Origin of the sequence: Parabacteroides faecis (genome assembly GCF_014647375.1) — a bacterium.
Taxonomy (GTDB): domain Bacteria; phylum Bacteroidota; class Bacteroidia; order Bacteroidales; family Tannerellaceae; genus Parabacteroides; species Parabacteroides faecis.
Map to the genome: position 1 here is coordinate 674,587 of NZ_BMPB01000001.1, position 19,379 is coordinate 693,965.

Sequence of the window (19,379 nt, forward strand, 5' to 3'; positions counted from 1 at the left end):
GGGTAAGTGATTCCAGCACTTACCCTTTTTAGGCCCTATCGTGATAGCTGTTTTTTTACTTCATGGGCATTCGTTTTTATCGGTTAGACATTTATTGATCAATAGATTTCAAATTCATTTTCAGATATTCTCTTAAAATTGAAATGGTAAACGTTTTGTAAAGCACCCAGTATTTTTTCTATTTCCTCGCTTTGCCGGAATTTACCAGATATTTTCTGGGTAAGAGCTACTGTTCCGGTCACTTTGAACCTGACATTATACCAGAGTGACAGGCAGTCCAGTATTTCGACAAAAGGCTTTGACCTGAAGCTGAATATACCGCTTTCCAGATAATCCTTGTTATCAAAATCAGAACTCGATTTAACCATGATATCGTTGATGACCGATACTTTTTCCCTGGGTTTCAGCCGGATTGTCTCATTCCTGTTGTCTTTGTTGTACACAAGCACGGAACCTTCGACGAGGCTGGTTTCAAAGCGGGGTATTTCAGTATAGGCAAATACATTGAATTCCGTACCCAATACTTCCACATTAAACTGCTGCGTCTTGACGATGAACGGCCGTTTGGGATCTTTTGTCACAGAGAAATATCCTTCTCCGTCTAACTCGACTGTACGGTTATCTCCCTGGAATTCATTGGGTATTCTGATTTTGCTTCGTGGGCTTAACCAGACGGATGTACCGTCGGCCAATGTCATATTTACACGCTGTCCTTTAGGTACGTTTATTTCGGTAAATAGAATCTTTTGCTGATGACGGGTGTACTGTTGGGAGGCAAACCAGGAACCGGCTATCAGGATCAGTGCTATCGCTGCATATTTCAGGAGATTGATCCGGAATTGTCTGGCGGAGCGTTTACCAAGCCGCTTGTCGAACTCACGGATTCCTCTGATGGTCTTTTCTTCATCTTCCTTCCGGTCGACCAGCTCGGAGATTGCGAGTGCATTCTTGGTGCGTGCAAATTCCTTTTTGGCTTCCGGATCTGTTTCCAGCGATTGGAAAAACGCTGTTTTTTCAACAGTGGACATTTCTCCGGAAAAATATTTATCTAATCTGTCATTCATGGCATATTTGTTTGTCTCTATATTAAAGACAAAAGCATCGGAAGTTACCACCAAAGGAAAATGAAAAAAAGTAGTTTTTTTATACGGGGAGGAATATTACCGTCCTTCTTATATTATGAAAAGCAGGAGAGGGAGGTAATCTTTTAACTCGATTTTTAATTTGCGTAAAGCAATGGACATTTGATTCTCAACCGTATTGACGGAGATGTTTAATCGTTCGGCTATCTCTTTGTATTTTAATCCCTCCATGCGGCTGAGGATAAATATCTCCCTGCAACGTTCCGGTAATTTGCCGATCACTTCGTCAATCAGATTTTCAACCTCCGAAATCGTGAGAAATGATTCGTCAAATTGTTGGAGTGAATATAAATTCATTTGCATTTCTTGTTCTTCAGCTGTTTCTAAAGTTCTTTTCTTTTCATTTATATACAGGTTGTGTTTAAGGAAATTTAGGCATCTGTTTTTGACCAGGGTAAACAGGAAAGCATCCATATTATCAATCGTTTTAAAAACTTCCGGATGTTCCCATAGGTAGAGAAAAATATCTTGTACGATATTCTCTGCATCTTCTTCAGCAATGACATAAGCTTGTGAGAAGCGTGTCATTTTGATAAAGTATGTCGAGTAGATCTGTGAGAAACACTTTTGTGTTTCCAGTGAGTTTCTCTGTTGTATCTTGTGATTTTTCAAGCCTTTTCTCCTTTATCTCTGTGGCAAAGATAATTAATCTTTCTTTTTTCAAATAAATATTCCCTCTTACTTTACGAAATCTGTGGATTGTTTCGAAAGCAAGAGGGAATAAAATATGCGGATAGGCTATGATTACCTTTCTTTTACTTTACAACAAAAGTATCCTTTAATTTAATATCAGTGGAAGAAGCGCCGATCCTGACTTCAAACTCACCCGGTTCGACGGTCCATTCCATGTGTCTGTCGAGGATTTGGAGATCTTCGGGAAGAAGGACGAATGTGACGGTTTTCGTTTCACCCGGTTGCAGGGAGATACGTTCGAAACCGCGTAAGACGGATTCGTAAGCGATGACGCTGCTGACTTTATCGCGGATGTACAACTGTACTACATCGTCGCCGGTACGTTTGCCTGTATTGGTGACATCTACAGTGACGGTTACCGGACTTTGCGAATACGGTGTTTCCTGCTTGATTGCGAGGTTCGAGTACGCAAAGGTAGTGTAACTTAATCCGTGGCCGAACGGGTAGAGGGCACCGTTTACACGGGTATTTCCTGAGCCGTTGGGACCAGCAAAGTATTGTCCGTCTTGTGAACCCGGTTTGAACGGGAAATTGAACTCGATCTGTCCGATCGATTTCGGAAAGGTGACAGACAAACGTCCGCCCGGGTTATACTCGCCGAATAATGTTTGTGCGATCGCTTCTCCGCCCAACTGGCCGGGGAACCAGGCTTCGAGGATAGAAGGAATGTTACGGTCTGCCCAGTTGATGGTCAGTGGCTGGCCATTGATCAGGATAAGCACGACCGGTTTGCCGGTTGCATGCAGTGCCTCCAACAATTGTTGCTGACGGCCCGGAAGGTCGAGTCCGGTGCGTGATTTACTTTCGCCCGTGCAGGATTCGTCTTCTCCTAATACAGCGATGATCACGTCACAATCGGCAGCAGCACTCGTTGCTTCGGCGATGCTTTTCTTTTCTTCATCTGTCAGAGCGGTGGGGACGATCTCACTGTCAGGCCAGTTGGCATCTTTTATTTCACAACCTTTAGCGTAGACAACTTCGGTCTGATTGCCCAGATAATCCTTAATGCCGTCGTAAACCGTGATATTGTCCAATCCCTGCGGACCGTAACGGCTGATCATATAGTTTGTTTCCTTTGCAAGCGGACCGGCAATAAGCACTTTCTTTGTCTGGTTCTTATCCAGTGGCAGCAGGTTGTTTTCATTCTTCAACAGAACGAGTGATTGTTTCTGCATATCCAGTACGAAGTCACGGTGTTTGTCAGCACCGACGATCTTATCGGCAGCTTTCGGGTCTTTTACATAAGGAGAATCGAATAATCCCAGTTCGAATTTAACGCGTAAGACATCGGCAACCATGCGGTCGACTGACTTCATGGACAATTTACCCTCCTTAACCAGTTGACGTACCGGAAGGATATAGTCTTTCGGGTGGGTAAAGTTGGTGCGGACGTTCAATCCGGCTTCTACCACCTGGCGTACGGCTTCTTCATACGAATCGGCTACATGGTGTTTGGTCTGTACGAACTCTACAGCTTCACTGTCGCTGACCACATATCCTCTGAAACCGTATTCCTGGCGTAACAACTCGGTGAGGAAGTAATAACTGGCTGTTACAGGCACGCCGTCCCAGTCGTTATAGCTACTCATTACGCCTTTCGGATGCGCTTTCTGGATGACCTTCTTGAAAGGGTAAAGATGTATTTCATGCAATTCGCGGGGAGCTACATGCGGGTCGGTACGAACGGCTGCATCGCGTCCGCCTTTAGGGATGCTGTAAACGGCAAAGTGCTTCAAAGTGGAAGCGACACCGTTCTGCTGGATTCCCTTTACCATCTGTACGCCCAGTTCACCTACCAGATAAGGGTCTTCTCCGTAAGTTTCCAATACCCGTCCCCAACGCGGATCGCGGGCTACGTCAAGGATTGGTGCGTACACATTGTTGTATCCTAAAGCTTTTGCCTCTTTACCGGCTATATCTCCGGCCTGATGCACCAGGTCGCGGTTCCAGGTACTGCCGATGCTGATAGGAGCGGGCAGGGGAGTCGCTTTGGTATGATTCAACCCGTGGATTCCTTCGTTGGAGAAGTCGACGGGGATACCCAGGCGTGTTTCTTCGATAAACCAGCGTTGCGTTTTGTTGATCGCTTCGGCATGGTTACTGAACGGATAGATCATTTCCGGTGTCCTGCGGCGGGCACTTCCTACGCCGTTCAACTGTTCGTCGATGTTGGCAATACCGTCTTTCCATATCTCGTTCTTCCATCCTTCAGTGGGAAGAGAATCTTTCAGGACACGTCCGAAACCGTAAAGAGTGGCCATCTGGCAGCTTTTTTCTTCCAATGTCATCTGGTTCAGGAGATCCTGTACGCGTGCTTCGATGGGAGCTTCAGGATCTTCATAGACGTCTTTCACGCCGTTCTTGTTGAGATCTATCCACCCTTTTTTGTAGATCGAGTCTTTGGCTTGTACGGCTCCCGTCCCCAGACAGGCGGCAGCTAGTAATAAATACTTTAAATTCATGTTTTTCTTCGGGGATTATAATATTCGTTATTGACTATATCCATAATACAAAACCGTATGGCCGGTAATTATTAGCGCAAAGGTAACAATTATCAACCATACGGTCAATGCCTAATGTTCAGGGAGTGAGACTTATTTTACATCCCACCACAAACGGGCGTCGATCTTATTGTATTCCGACTGTGCGTTGTAGTTCTCTGTATTCATGGACGCTTCTTTCGCCGGATACAGGAAACGTACAGGTGCATTTTCCTTATTCAGCAGAGCGCCGTTTTCGCGGTCTTCATCCAGGATCGGGAAATCTGTACGGCGGTATTCCGCCCAGTTTTCATAGATCTGCAGGAAGCCGAGGTGTAGCCATTTTTGGGTAGCGATCTGTTCCAAAGCCTTTGAAGGGTTGAATTTGAAAGTCGAAGTAGCCAGCCAACTGCCCAAAGTACCGTCGGATACGTCTCTGTTGGCAATATTCATATCTTTTCCTTTATCCGCATCGCTGTTCTTATAATATTCGTAATAATTCTGAATAGACAAGCTAACCCCTTTATTATAGAACTCTTCGGCATTTCCGCTGAATAAACCGCGTTGTGCGGCTTCTGCCAAGCAGAAATAAACTTCGGCTGCCGTCATACCGATACCTACCGGTAATTGATAGTTCTTACGGAAAGTAACCGTGTTCAAACATCCGTAGATTTCGAAAAGCCGTGTTCCGTCCGGGCCGTTAACCAATGCGATGGCTTTGTCGGCAGACGAAGGATAACCGATGATCTCTTTGCTGTCTTCATACACATCTCCGTCATCGTTCGTTGCCGGTTGGTAGAATACCTGTAAACGAGGGTCGTTTGCTTCTTTCAGCATATTGACAGTCAGTTCAGGGGCGTACATATAGTAACTATGACTTTTTGAATGACTTTCTCTCATTGCACGCCAGAGACCGTCCGGGGCTGTGTCGATACCGGATACCTTGATATACGTATTGTCGGCATTGGTGGTGATCAGCTGGTCCGGTGAAAGTTCGGATAGCACCTGTCTGGCTTTCTCCGGGTCGACATTGGAGATACGCATTGCATAACGCAATCGCAATGAGTTGGCAAACTTATACCAGCCGTCGCAGTTACCGCTGTAAATGATATCCTGGCGTTTGAATGTATCATCGCCGGTCGCTGTCTTGAAATAGGCGGCTGCCGATTTCAGATCGTCCAGGATAGCATAATAGATATCCTTTTGTGTATCGTATTTAGGTCTGAGAATAACGCTTCCTCCATACACTACATTACGGGCAGTAAATGCTTCGGTGTAAGGCATATTCCCGAAATAATCGGTAGCAATAGCCGTATTGTATGCTTTCAGTATTTTACCGGCTTCGACATAATTCTGATATTTTGCCTGTTCGTCCGGAGACAAGGTCGCGTAAATCTTGTCTATTTCAGTCAGCGTACTCATGCGTGTAACATAATAATTTTCCCAGCGTCCTTTGTCGTCCTGAATATTCTGATAGAGGTTGACACGGTCTTTTCCGGCCTGTCTGGCTGTTGTCTGGAGATAGGTTCCGAGCAGACGGAAATTATAGTTCCAGGTATCGCCATAGTCGATCTCTATGGTTTTCAGTGCACCTTTGCTGAAGAGATATTCAATCTCGGCACTGGTAAATCCATCCGGATTGTTATGCTTCTCATCCAGTTTACTTTCGCAGGAAGAGAGTGCAACGGCAGTACCTAAAAGCAGGCTATATAATAAGTTTTTCATAAAAAATACTGTTTTTTGTATGTGTAACTAACTTAATTTAGAAACTTGTGTTGACTGAGAAACCAAAACTTCTGGCTGACGGGTAAGAAGTATATTCCACATAAGGATTCGTACCGCCTGTACCCAAGGTTGCTTCCGGGTTTACGTTAGGCACGTTCTTGTAGATAAAGAACAAGTTACTACCCACCAAAGAAACATTCAGGTTCTGTAAACCGATCTTAGCGACGATGTTTTTCGGAACACGGTAAGACAGTTTCATTTCACGCATTTTGATATACGTATTGTTATACAAGTTATCTTCTGAGCCGGCTTTGTTATAGCGGTTATTGTAGTAGTCTGCAGCCGATACGATAATATCGTTCTTGTCTCCTTTGGCATTCACACCTTCAACGATGATACCATCGTGGCGAACGCGGCCGTCCAATGCGTTGGCCGGTGCCGAACTGCTGTGGTTTTCCAAAGGTATCTTCTGGTTCGTATTCTTGTCAATATAATAAGGAAGTCCGCCGTATTCTTCGTCACGTCCCCACAACGATTCCTTGCCTGCACCTGATGCTTTCAGGTAGTTGTTGGTGAATGAAAGCAGTTTTCCTCCGAATGAACCGTCGATATGCACGCTCAGGGAGAAGTCTCTGTAACGGAAGGTATTTGTGAAACCACCGATGAATTTAGGAGCAGCGCTGCCTGCATAAGTAAATTCCGATTCCTGCTGATAATGTCCGTTCTTATCGACAATGATACGTCCCTGGTCGTCGCGCATCCACTTCTTGATAAATACGCTCGGTGTTGCATATCCCGGTACGGCTTTAAAGATGGCTGCACTCCAGGGGCTGCTGATCTGGCGGTCTTCCATTCCGTCGACCAGAGAGATCAATTCATTGTGTGTATATGAAAAGTTCAGAATACTTTCCCAACTGAAGTCTTTTGTCTGGACCGGAGTTCCTGTTAGCTGAAGTTCCACCCCATAGTTACCGATTTCTCCGGCATTCATCTTCATACCGGTAGCACCTGTGGAAGGAGCAACAGGAACGGTGATGATCTGGTTCTTTGTCCGGTTGGTGTAGTAAGCCAGGTCGAGACCTATACGTCCGTCCAGCATGCGTCCTTCCAGACCGAACTCCCATGAGTAAGTCTTTTCGGGTTTGATATTGGTCGGCGGAACATCCGCTTTGAACTCGTTGGTAATGGCTGAGTTGTTGAACAATCCGTACTGGTATTCCGAGTTGGTGAAGTAGATAGAAGGTGTCGTGTTACCCACGATAGCATATGAACCTCTTAATTTACCGTAATTCAGCCAATCCGGCATATCCAGAGCCTCGGTGAATACGAAACTCAAACCGGCAGACGGGTAGAAGAAACTGCGGTTTCCGGCAGACAGACGGGATGACCAGTCGTTACGGGCCGTCAGGTCCAGATACAGGAAACGTTTGTAAGCCAATTGGGCGGAAGCGAATACGGCTCCCAGAAATTCGCCCTGGTTGATCACTTTATCTTTGCTGGCTTTCTTCGGATCTTTCTTGTTGTTTTCGGTTGAGAACATGCCATTGTATTTCAATCCTTCGGATTCCCAGATCATTTTTGATTCCGAGATATCTTCGCCCGACATACCGAGGGTAGCGCTGACATCGAAATCTTCGCCAATCGGTTTATTGAACATCAACAAACCTTCCACATAGTTTTTCTGGTAGTGTGCATCTTCCTTGCGGTAGCTTCCCTGAAGATTGGTCATATCTGCCGGATCGGATGCCTTTTCAAAGTATTCTTTGTTTTCCTTGTCATCGCGGTAACGGTCCGTACCACCACGCAGGCGGAAGTTCAGGAAATCGAATATTTTGAGATTGGCTGATATCGAAGCGATCAGACGTTCGCGTTTCTGTGTATATTCGTTCTCATTCTGTTGCCACATCAGGTATTTGATGATGTTGTCGCGGTTTCCCGAACTGATATTCTGGATATCTTTGGTCAGGAAATAACCGTCCTCACTCTTATAATGATCTTTCCATAATTGGGTGATCTCGTTACGAGGCATCGGATAATTTGAAACACGGTCGATACGGGTCGGCATGTTCTTGGTATCAGACATGTTAAATGAGATCGAAGCATCGAATGTCAGGCGTTCGTGTACTTTGAAATTACCGGAGAAGCTGAAATTATGTTTGTTCTGTTTGTAGTTTTCCAGGTAACCGCCGTAATTCATATTGGTATAAGCCAGACGGATGCTGTTCTTTTCCGTTCCGTTGGTGATGGCGATGCTGTTGTTGTTGGTAAAACCGTCTTTAAATACGTCACGGTAGTTGTCCGGCTGCGGTGAGTATGGACGTTTTACGCCGTCCCACCAAAGCACTTCCGTACCGTCCATACGCGGACCGAAGCTGCGGTAAGTATCGCCGTTATATATGTATTGTCCGTCTGCATTCGTGGTGAAGTAAGGATTAGAACCGCCGCCGAATACATTCTGGAATTCCGGCATATAAGCACGCTGGTCATACAAATAAGAGGTACTTACCTGAATACCCAGACCTTTGCCTTCGCCGCCGCGTTTGGTAGTGATCACGATAACACCGTTGGTTGCACGCGAGCCGTACAGGGCGGCTGCATTTGCCCCTTTCAGGATCGACATGGATTCGATGTCATCCGGATTGATGTCGTTGAGGGCAGAACCTTGCTGGATTTCATTACGTTCACGACCGGCCCATTGCGAATCGGTATCGTTGATAGGTATACCGTCTACGACGATCAGCGGACGAGTATTTCCTTCCACTGTGTTGATACCGCGGATCTGAATTTTGGTACCTCCCGTCGGTCCCATCGCCGTTTGCTGTATCTGTACCCCTGCAGCTTTACCATATAAAGAGGTCGCTACGTTTTGTACAGGGACAGTCTGGATCTGTTCCGCTTTCAGTTCACTCATGGCGTAAGGGAGGGCACGTTTTTCCTTCTTGATACCCATAGCCGTTACAACTACTTCGTCGATCTTTTGGGCATCTTCTGCTAGTGTTATGTTCAAGCTTTCTTGTCCGGTGTACTTGATATCCTGTGTTACATAACCGATGAAAGAGATAGACAGGGTACTTCCCGGAGCTACGTTGATGGAGAAGTTTCCGTCCATGTCCGTAATAGTTCCTTCACTGGTTCCTTTCACGGAAACCGAAGCACCCGCTACAGGGCCGAAAGCATCAATTACTGTACCTTTTACCTGCTTCTTTTGTTGAGCGATGTTGGTTACAGTTCCCGGTTTGCCGTCTGCTGCAAATACCTGGCCGGTAGAACAGAGAGCGCCGGATAGTAAAATAAGTCCGATAGGTCTCAATACTTTTTTCATAAACAAATCTTTAATTAGATTCAAGAAAATTTCATTTCAATGCTGCAAAGCTATAAGGTGCTGACAGAAAGGTGTGTTAGAATCTGTTGATAGAATGGTAAATGCCGTTGGTGACGGATTTTACTATTTTTTTGACGGATATTACCATTTTGCTTTTAGTTAACGTGCACTGCTATTGTTGTTTACCACTAAAAATGGGTTAAATTTGCATTAAATATCTACATTTATGGGGCTTAAATTCTTATATACACTACTTTGTTTATGTATATTGTTTCCATTACCGGCGAAAGAACTTTATTTCAGACATATTGATTTGAATGACGGCTTTACGCAGCCCTCCGCTATTTCTGTTTATCAGGATGCAAAAGGGGCTATCTGGTTCGGGAACGATAACTTTAACGTGTATGACGGAAGGATTGTCCGTTCTTTCCGTCTTTCTAACTATCTGGAAGAGGTAGAAGACAATAATATTCACGGAATATGCGGAGACGGGGATTCATGTATTTATATGCTGGCTAATCGACGGCTGGTATTTTTTAATATGCGGACCGAAGAGTTCCGCCTGACAACCGTGCTGGCACATACCCTGGAATACCGGGACGGGACATTGTATTATGCTTACAGAAACGAATTATATCGTTATAAATCCAATGGTGTCTCGGAAAAACTCTGTGCTTTACCTGATTCGACACTGATCATTAAAGACCTGTATTATGTGAATGACGGCTGGCTGATGGCTACAACGAAAGGGTTGTATCGTTTTTCGGACGGGACGTTTCAGAATTTGCTGGAGAATGAATCGATCACTTCTTTGTTTGTGGACTATTGGGGAAGATTATGGGTCGGAACGTTGGCCAATGGTGCTAAGGTATTCAGCGAAGGTAAGTGGATCGCTTTGCGGGAGGACGATGCCGTCCATCCGCTTATTAACGACCAGGTGCGTTCTATCAACCAGGATATCAAAGGGAATATATGGATCGGTACGTATGCCGGCATCACTGTTGTGAACCCGTTTCTTCAGGATTATTACCATCTGTCGCACAAGGAGCAGGTCCCCTGGTCGTTGAAGCATTCGTCGGTTTATGCAATTTATAAGGATGATCAGGGAGGAATGTGGGTCGGTACTTACTATGGAGGGTTAAGCTATTTTAATCCGAATACCGAGGATTATACATACTACGGTATTTCTCCCGACGATCCGGAGAGCCTGGAGGGCTTCCTGTTTGGTAAGATGGCAGAAGATACGAAAGGAAACCTGTATATCGCTACCGAGCATGGACGGCTGAACTGCCTGGACCGCAATACGCAGAAAGTAAAACGGTTCAATTCCGGTCTTTCCCGTATTCCTTGCCGGACAACCAAATCTGTCTGGTATGATACCGGAAACGACCGGTTATATATCGGAACTTTTCAACACGGCTTATATTGTTATTCTTCTTCCGGCCGTCTGGAACGTCTGGGAACAGGTGTATTGCTGAACGACAGCCAGCAGATTATTACGGATCTGATACCCTGGCAGGGCAATCTGATCGTTGTCTCGCAGGAGGGACTGTTCCTGTTGAATCTGGAGACGCAGAAACTGTCTCCTTTGTTTTCCGATCCCGATCTTCGTAACCAGACCGACGGGATTATCCGTTCCGTCTATCTCGATAATGAAAACAGGCTATGGCTTGCTCCGGCGAATAAAGAAATTGTTTGTGTCCGAATGGATACCCGGACGGTAGAGAAAATACCTTCTGTGAGGAATATGATCGGAAAGAGACCGGTTCCTGACATTTCAGGAGATGGGAGAGGGCATATCTATTTTGTAGTAACTGGTGTTGGAGTATTATGCTATGACCAGATGAATGATTTCTGGGCATGCTATAATCAGGAACAAGGCCAGTTGCTGACAAACGAACCTTTCCGGGCTTTGGTCACTCCTTTGGGCAGATTGCTGGTCACTTCTATCCGTGGTATAACTTTGCTGGATATGAAAACAGGGAAGAGTACGCATACGTTGCTGGGTACTTCCTCTCCGTTGCACCGGCTGAATTCTAACTGCGGGGTGTATCTGTCTCCCAAAGACAGTATGATATTTATCGGTGGGGTGGAAGGTATGATCGCAACGAAAGAATCCGGATTGTCGACCGTCGCGGTTCCTTATACCATATCGTTCAATAGTCTGTCGGTGAATAATGCGCCTGTCTACCCGTCTGCATCATCGAATATCTTACAGGAGGCTGTTTCGTATACCTCCCGGCTGACTTTACCTTACGACCGGAATAACATAACGCTGGGATTCACTTCTACCAATTACCGTTATGCCGATAAGAATTTATTTGAATATAAACTGGAGGGATTGGATAAACAATGGACACGCACGCGGCATCAGCAGATCGTTTATACTTCCATTCCTCCGGGAAATTATAATCTGTTGCTGCGGGAGGCAGGGGAAGGTAAACAAATAGTGATGTCTATCCGTGTCCGTCCTCCTTTTTATGCTTCGGTATATGCTTTTACCCTGTATGGTTTACTGGTTCTTTCGTTTCTGGTCTGGCTGATCCGCTTTAACCGCAGCCGTGCTTTCCTGAAGGCTTCCCTGGAACTCGAACAGCGGGAGAAATTGCGTATAGAGAAACTGAACCAGATGAAGCTGAAATTCTATATCAATATATCGCATGAACTGCGTACTCCGCTCACCCTGATGATCAGCCAGGTCGACCTGGTCCTGCAGAACTATGATCTGGGAGGGACACTCCGGAATAAATTGCTGAAAGTACGGCAATATACGGCGCAGATGCAGCAGCTTATTACGGAAGTACTTGACTTCCGCCGGCTTGAACAAGGGAAAATGCCTTTTCGTGCAAGTCAGCAGAATCTGGTCGCTTTTATGCGCCAGATATTCGATTCATTTAAGGATTATGCTGTTATGAACCGGATTCAATACCGGTTTGAAACGGTAGATGAAGATATACCCGTTTGGTTCGACTCGGTACAGATACGTAAAGTATTTAATAATCTGCTTTCAAACGCATTCAAGTTTACTCCGAAAGAGGGGAATATAACCGTGAGCATACTCCGTAAAAAGGAATTTGCGGAGATCCGGATCTCCGACACAGGCTCTGGGATTCCCCAGAGCCAACAAGCCCATATATTTGAGCGGTTTTATCAGGCGGACAATGCAACCGGCCTTTCCCTTTCCGGAAGCGGTATCGGCTTGGCACTTACCCAGGAGATCATCATGCAGCATAAAGGAGATATCGGGGTGAAGAGCGAACTGGGAGAGGGTACAACCTTTACAGTCACTTTGCCACTCGGGGATGAACATCTTGCTTCCGAACAGAAATCGACGGAACCGCAACCGGTCGATATGTTGCCCGTACAGGAGGCGAAGCCGGAAGAAGCTATTGCAATGTATGGCTCGCCGGAGGTCGTTCCTGTTGACAAGATAACGGATAAGGGAAAAGCGGAAAAATCGCTTTCCGTTTTGCTTGTGGAAGATAATGAGGATTTACTTCAGGTACTCGAAGAGGCTTTCTCGATCAAATATAAAGTATATAAAGCCGGTGATGGAGAAGAAGGTATCCGTATGGCGGAGGAGATGCAGCCCGATCTTATCATCAGCGATGTGATGATGCCGGTGATAAACGGCACGGCCATGTGCCAGCGGCTGAAGCGGAAGCTGGAAACTTCCCATATTCCGATCATCTTACTGACGGCGCGTGTCGATCTGGAAAGTGCTTTGGAAGGACTCAAATGCGGGGCCAGCGACTATATAATGAAACCTTTTAACATGGAGTTGCTATTATTGAAATGTAATAACATCATCGCCACCTTGAAACGGCAGCAGACCCGTTTCCGTACGGAGGCGGAAACAACCCCGGCAGAGTTGGCGACGAACCGCCTGGATCAACAGCTTCTGGAAGATTCTGTCCGGATCATTGAAGAGAATATGGAGAACAAAGAGTTCAATATCGATATGTGGTGCCGTGAGATCGCTGTGGGGCGTACACGTCTGGGAGCTAAAATAAAAAGTATTACCGGGCTGACCTTGAATGACTTCATCCTGCAGATCAAGTTGAGGCGATGTGCCTATTTTCTGGAAAACAGCGATTTGACTATTTCCGAAATAACCTGGAAAGCGGGGTTCTCCAGTCCGGGCTATATGGGGAAATGTTTTAAGGAGTATTTCGGAGTCACTCCGTTGCAGTACAGGAACTCGAAAAAATGAAAAAGGTGTGTTGTAAAGATCTCATATATAGATTATAATGAGACTTTTGCAACACACCCCTTTTATCTGATGGACAGTAAAGTCTTTTATACGTTAAAGCGGAAATGCATGATGTCGCCATCCTGTACGACATATTCTTTTCCTTCCACGCTCATCTTTCCGGCTTCCTTCACGGCAGCTTCCGAACCGTACTTGATATAATCGTCGTATTTGATCACTTCGGCACGGATAAATCCTTTTTCGAAGTCGGTATGGATCACTCCGGCACATTGCGGTGCTTTCCAGCCTTTTTCAAATGTCCAGGCACGTACTTCCTGTACGCCGGCAGTCAGGTAGGTCTGTAGGTTCAGCAGGTTATAAGCAGACTTGATCAGGCGGCTTACACCCGATTCTTCCAGACCGATTTCGCCTAAAAACATCTGGCGTTCGTCATAGGTTTCGAACTCGGCTATTTCGCTTTCGATCTTGGCTGCTACGACCAGGATTTCCGCGCTTTCGTCTTTCACTGCTTCACGTACGGCATCGACATATTTATTACCGTTTACGGCACTTGCTTCATCTACGTTGCAAACATACATAACGGGTTTGCTGGTCAACAGAAAGAGTTCGTGAGCGATTTTCTGTTCGTCTTTCGTCTCGAAAGTAACCGTGCGGGCACTTTTCCCCTGTTCCAGGGCTTCCTTATATTTTACCAGCACCTCGTAGGCTTGTTTAGCTTGTTTGTCACCGCCTGTCTGGGCTTGTTTCTGTACCTTGGCAATACGGCTTTCGATCGTTTCCAGGTCTTTGATCTGAAGTTCTGCGTCGATGATCTCCTTATCGCGTACAGGGTCTACTTTACCGTCTACATGTACGATATTTTCGTCGTCGAAGCAACGCAGTACGTGCAGGATAGCATCTGTTTCGCGGATATTGGCCAGGAACTTATTCCCTAGTCCTTCTCCCTTGCTGGCTCCTTTTACCAGGCCTGCAATGTCGACGATCTCTACTGTGGTAGGAACAATTTGTTTCGGGTTGATCAGTTCTGCCAGCTTGGTCAGGCGTTCGTCAGGGACGGTAATTACACCTACGTTCGGTTCGATCGTACAGAACGGGAAGTTTGCAGACTGTGCTTTTGCATTCGATAAGCAGTTGAAAAGAGTAGATTTCCCTACATTCGGAAGACCTACTATGCCACATTGTAATGCCATAAAATATATATTGTTTTATTATCTATTTGCAATATTTCTTTGTAGAAGCTACCGCCCGGCAGCTTTTTCAGCTTGCAAAGATAACCAATCTTTCTTGTATATTATTCATGAACAGGGAATATACTGTCTTTTCTCGTAGGTACTGGTTCCAATAAATGTTTTGTAAAGTAACTATCATACTATCATATTCGTGTTTAACTATTTGTAAAATAGATATTTACTCTATGATAGTCGCTTGTAATAACTATCATATCAACTATCATACCTATCATCCGTGAGGTGTGGACTTATATCTTTTTTTGAAAGTATATAGTTTAATATCAGAAAGATAACTTGTAATGTCCGCTGAGACCCGGGTGTCAGTACCCTTGACACCCGGGTGTGAGGATCGTTGAGATGGGGGTGTAAAAGGGGGTGAGACAGGCATCTCACCGGCTATTTACTATTGTTTTCATCAAATCAGATTGCTTATTTCGGGTAAATATCTGTAAGGCTGCGTATAAACAGATACTATCGGGAGCTGTGGAACTCTAGTCTTACATCTTGAACTTCAGCACCATCAGTACAGGATTATCTTCTTCGTGCAACTGGGATGCGATTGCTTTCAACTTTTCGTCTGTGATCTGGTTCTTGCTGTAGGCTTCCACCAGGTCCATGGCATTCAGTTGAACTAAACCGTAACCGTAGGGGACAGAAGTTATATCAATATATTTAGGGTCCGTTTCACGATTGTTTATGGCCCGGTTACGATAGATTGGTTCGAACCATTCGTCGGTATGACGGTCATACATGTACAGCTTTTCCCTTTTCTCGCGGTTGGCGGCCATATCGCTCATTTTGACTGTTACCTGCCGGGGTATCCTGCTTACCCAGGCATACCGGTCGTTCATTCCCCGGAAAAACAGGAGGGGAGCTTCCTGGTCTGCGGTGGGAGCGTGGAGAGGTACCATGACCGGTTCGAGATGCTGGTCCGGATGCATTACGAAGATGGTGTCTAATGCGACGTCTGTTAACCAGATCTTGTCTGTGCAATTGTATAATTGAGGTAAGATTCCGTAGGCACTGCTGGTGTGTCCGTCATCCCATAGGATTTTGCGGTTGCTGGCTATACAACGGGGAATTTCTATCGATAACGTATCTATTTTTCCGTCTTCTTTAGAGAGAAGAAAATAAGGGACATACGGGTTTTCTTCCCCTTCTTTATAAATGCTGCATAAGAGGTAATCTGTGTTCAGGTCTATGATATTCAGGTCCATTATGCTTTGACGGCTCAGCGTGCGGAGATATTTTCCGGAGAAGTCATACACTTTCAGGCTGGTGAAGTCGGCAATAAATACCTCTTTCCGCTGCCAGTCGACAATGTTGAAAATAACTGCGGTGTATTCTTCCGGTCCTTCTCCTCTGCGGCATATACGGCCTTGCAGCTTTTGTCCTTGTTTGTCGAACAGTAGGATTTCTCCGATTTTTCCACCTCTTATTGCTATTCCCTTATCTGACACGACGGAAGGTGTGGAGTTGACGAGCATTGAATCGGATGTTGCCAAAGGAATGTATTCTATATCCGCAATATCTTGCAGCCAGACTTCTTTCGGTTGATAGTCTTTTGCAACATCGACTGTGACCAGTTGTATATTTTTATCGTTCGCCTGCTTACATGAGCAAACGAACGATAAGGTTAGAGCAAGAATGAGGTATTTCATATCCTAGTGTGTTATAAAGGAACTTGTTTTTCTTGTCAATGTGCTTCCAGCCAGTTTACACCTTCGCCGCAATCGGCGATCAGCGGAACCTGTAGTTTGATGGCACCTTCCATTTCTTCCAGGACGATCTGTTTTACTTTTTCCAGCTCGTCATTGCAGACATTGAAGTTCAATTCATCGTGTACCTGGAGGATCATTTTGCTCTTCAAACCTTCTGCTTCGAAACGGTTGAAGATACGTACCATAGCTACCTTGATAATGTCGGCGGCACTTCCCTGGATAGGGGCGTTGATCGCATTTCGTTCGGCATAACCGCGGACGATGGCATTATGTGAATTGATATCCGGCAGGTAACGTTTGCGTTTGAAGATTGTTTCGACATATCCTTTTTCTTTGGCAATACGGATACTTTCATCCATATAATCGCGGATACCCGGATAGCTTTTGAAATAACCTTCTATCAGTTCTTTGGATTCCGCCCGGGGAATGTTCAACCGTTCGGCAAGGCCGAATATGGAAATGCCGTAGATGATCCCGAAATTGGCCGTTTTTGCCTTACGCCGCATATCGCTGCTTACTTCCTCGACCGGAATACCGTATATTTTTGCGGCTGTGGCAGCATGGATATCGGCTCCGCTGCGGAATGCTTCGATCATATGCTCGTCGTTGCTGAGATGAGCCATGATACGTAATTCGATCTGCGAATAGTCGGCAGAGAAGAAGGTACAATCTGCGTTATCGGGAATGAACGCTTTACGGATTTCGCGCCCCAGTTCATCCCGGATAGGGATATTCTGGAGGTTCGGATTGGTCGAACTCAGGCGTCCGGTGGCGGTCACCGTCTGGTTATAGGAAGTATGTACCTTGCCTGTTACCGGGCTGATCAGTTCGGGCAGTGCATCGATATAGGTACTCAACAGTTTTTTCAGTCCCCGGTATTCGAGCAGTTTGTCTACGACCGGATGTTTCGATCGTAGTTTTTCCAGCACATCTTCGCTGGTACTGTAACTGCCTGTTTTTGTCTTTTTTGCTTTTTCCTCTATCTTCAGCCGTTCGAAAAGAATCTCGCCGACCTGCTTGCTGGAGTTGATGTTGAATTTGGTACCTGCCAGTTCATAGATCTCCTTTTCCAGTTTGAGTAATGCCCCGGTCAGTTCTTCCGATGACTGTTTCAAGGCGACCGTGTCGAGCTTGACACCTGTCAGCTCCATTTCTGCCAATACATATATCAATGGCATCTCGATGTCGAAGAATAAAGATTCGATCCCTGTTTTCTTCAGTTCGGGCGCAAAGAAATGTTTGAGCTTTAATGTGACATCAGCATCTTCGGCGGCATACTCGGCTATTTTACTGAGCGGGACATCGCGCATGCATAGCTGGTTCTTTCCCTTCGGACCGATAAGCTCCGAGATGGGGACCGGTTTATATTTGAGATAGGTCTCCGCGAGGTAGTCCATCCCATGACGCAACTCGGGGTTGAGCAGGTAATGGGCGATCATGGTGTCGAACAACGGACCGGCTACCCGGACATCGTATTTGCGAAGGACCATTATATCGAATTTTATATTCTGTCCTATTTTTTGCGATTTCGGGTTTTGCAGGGCAGGGGAGAAGTGAGCAACAATTTTTGCCGCTTCTTCCTTATCGGCAGGAACCGGGACATACCAGGCTTCGTTTTCCTTTATGGAGAACGACATTCCGACTAATCCGGCTGTCAATGGGTCGATGCCATCGGTTTCCGTGTCAAAAGCAAAAAAATCCTGATCCAGTAAAAATCGGCCTAATTTGGCTCTTTCTTCCTCAGAATCAATGGTTATGTAATTGTGAGGGGTCGTTTTTAAGCTCGCGAGAGTCGAATATTTTGGAACACTCGGAACCTCGGTCGCAAATAAGTCAAAGAGATTGCCTTGAACAGGCCCTTTTGTCGCTTTGGGGGCAGGAGCGGGCTTTTTCTCCTCTGCAGTCATTTTGTTAATAAATGTTCTGAATTCTAATTCCGTGTAAATCTCGGCCAGACGAGCTTCGTTGGGTTTTTCCCGGACACATTTAACGGCATCGAACTGGATGGGAACATCTGTCTTGATCGTAGCCAGGAATTTTGAGAAACGAATCTGTTCGGCATTCTCCGATACCTTTTTCTGGAGGGAGCCTTTCAGCTTGTCGGTATTCTCCAGCAGGTTTTCGATGGAACCGAATTCATCGAGTAATTTCTGTGCTGTCTTTTCTCCGACACCCGGACAACCCGGAATGTTATCGGAGCTGTCGCCCATCAGTCCAAGAAGGTCGATCACCTGGTCGACCGAAGTCAGCGAATATTTATTCAATACTTCCTGTACGCCCATCACTTCGTAGTCGCCTCCGAATTTAGGACGGTACATAAATATATGTTCGGACACCAGTTGTCCGTAATCTTTGTCCGGTGTCATCATATAGACTTCGAACCCTTCTTTTTCCGCCTGCTTGGAAACGGTACCGATTACATCGTCGGCTTCGTAGCGAGGGACTTCCAGTATGGGGATATTGTATGCTTCGATAATATCCTTGATAATAGGGACGGACTGCCGGATCACTTCCGGGGTTTCTTCCCGCTGTGCCTTATATAATTCGTATGCTTCGTGACGGAATGTCGGGCCTTTCGGGTCGAAAGCAACGGCAATATGCGTTGGATTCTCACGTTTCAACACATCTTCCAGACTGTTGATAAACCCGAAAATGGCAGAAGTGTTCATGCCTTTCGAGTTGATCCGCGGATTTTTAAGAAATGCGTAGTACGACCGATAGATCAGTGCATACGCGTCTATAAGGAATAGCTTCATCTCTTTTAACACGTTTTAGGGTGACAATAGACGGTAAATGTACGAAAAAACTCGCTTACTCAATACTTTTTGTTACTTTTGCGAATCTTTGAATAGAT

The 19,379-nt window shown here is 45.6% G+C and carries 9 protein-coding genes; 1 reads left to right on the forward strand and 8 read right to left on the reverse strand.

Annotated features, from left to right (window positions below; genetic code table 11):
* Positions 1-98 precede the first annotated feature (98 nt).
* The 5 genes from IEY67_RS02130 to IEY67_RS02150 form a co-directional block, all read right to left on the reverse strand.
* Positions 99-1,064: a FecR family protein gene (locus tag IEY67_RS02130; protein ID WP_183670107.1), complete on the reverse strand. Its 966-nt coding sequence runs from the start codon at positions 1,062-1,064 to the stop codon at positions 99-101.
* A 108-nt stretch (positions 1,065-1,172) separates the two neighbouring features.
* Positions 1,173-1,739: an RNA polymerase sigma-70 factor gene (locus tag IEY67_RS02135; protein ID WP_183670585.1), complete on the reverse strand. Its 567-nt coding sequence runs from the start codon at positions 1,737-1,739 to the stop codon at positions 1,173-1,175.
* 158 nt (positions 1,740-1,897) lie between these two features.
* Positions 1,898-4,297 carry a glycoside hydrolase family 3 N-terminal domain-containing protein gene (locus tag IEY67_RS02140; protein ID WP_183670105.1) on the reverse strand — a complete coding sequence of 800 codons (2,400 nt, stop codon included), beginning with the start codon at positions 4,295-4,297 and terminating at the stop codon, positions 1,898-1,900.
* 132 nt (positions 4,298-4,429) lie between these two features.
* Positions 4,430-6,040: a SusD/RagB family nutrient-binding outer membrane lipoprotein gene (locus tag IEY67_RS02145; protein WP_183670103.1), complete on the reverse strand. Its 1,611-nt coding sequence runs from the start codon at positions 6,038-6,040 to the stop codon at positions 4,430-4,432.
* Between the two features lie 37 nt (positions 6,041-6,077).
* The gene (locus IEY67_RS02150; RefSeq protein WP_122374656.1) at positions 6,078-9,362 is read right to left on the reverse strand and encodes a SusC/RagA family TonB-linked outer membrane protein; all 3,285 of its coding nucleotides are present in this window, start codon (positions 9,360-9,362) and stop codon (positions 6,078-6,080) included.
* Positions 9,363-9,588: 226 nt separating this feature from the next.
* Between IEY67_RS02150 and IEY67_RS02155 the strand changes: the two genes are divergently transcribed.
* Complete coding sequence (locus IEY67_RS02155) at positions 9,589-13,575, forward strand: hybrid sensor histidine kinase/response regulator transcription factor (protein ID WP_183670101.1); 3,987 nt, start codon at positions 9,589-9,591, stop codon at positions 13,573-13,575.
* 86 nt (positions 13,576-13,661) lie between these two features.
* Here the strand turns inward: IEY67_RS02155 and ychF are convergent, their stop codons facing one another.
* The 3 genes from ychF to polA all read right to left on the reverse strand — a co-directional run bounded on the left by ychF (position 13,662) and on the right by polA (position 19,281).
* Positions 13,662-14,765, reverse strand: a complete 1,104-nt coding sequence (gene ychF / locus IEY67_RS02160) for a redox-regulated ATPase YchF (protein WP_122355306.1) — start codon at positions 14,763-14,765, stop codon at positions 13,662-13,664.
* A gap of 536 nt (positions 14,766-15,301) precedes the next feature.
* Positions 15,302-16,465, reverse strand: a complete 1,164-nt coding sequence (locus IEY67_RS02165; protein WP_183670099.1) for a DUF4934 domain-containing protein — start codon at positions 16,463-16,465, stop codon at positions 15,302-15,304.
* A 35-nt stretch (positions 16,466-16,500) separates the two neighbouring features.
* Complete coding sequence (gene polA, locus IEY67_RS02170; protein ID WP_183670097.1) at positions 16,501-19,281, reverse strand: DNA polymerase I; 2,781 nt, start codon at positions 19,279-19,281, stop codon at positions 16,501-16,503.
* Between the last annotated feature and the right edge of the window lie 98 nt (positions 19,282-19,379).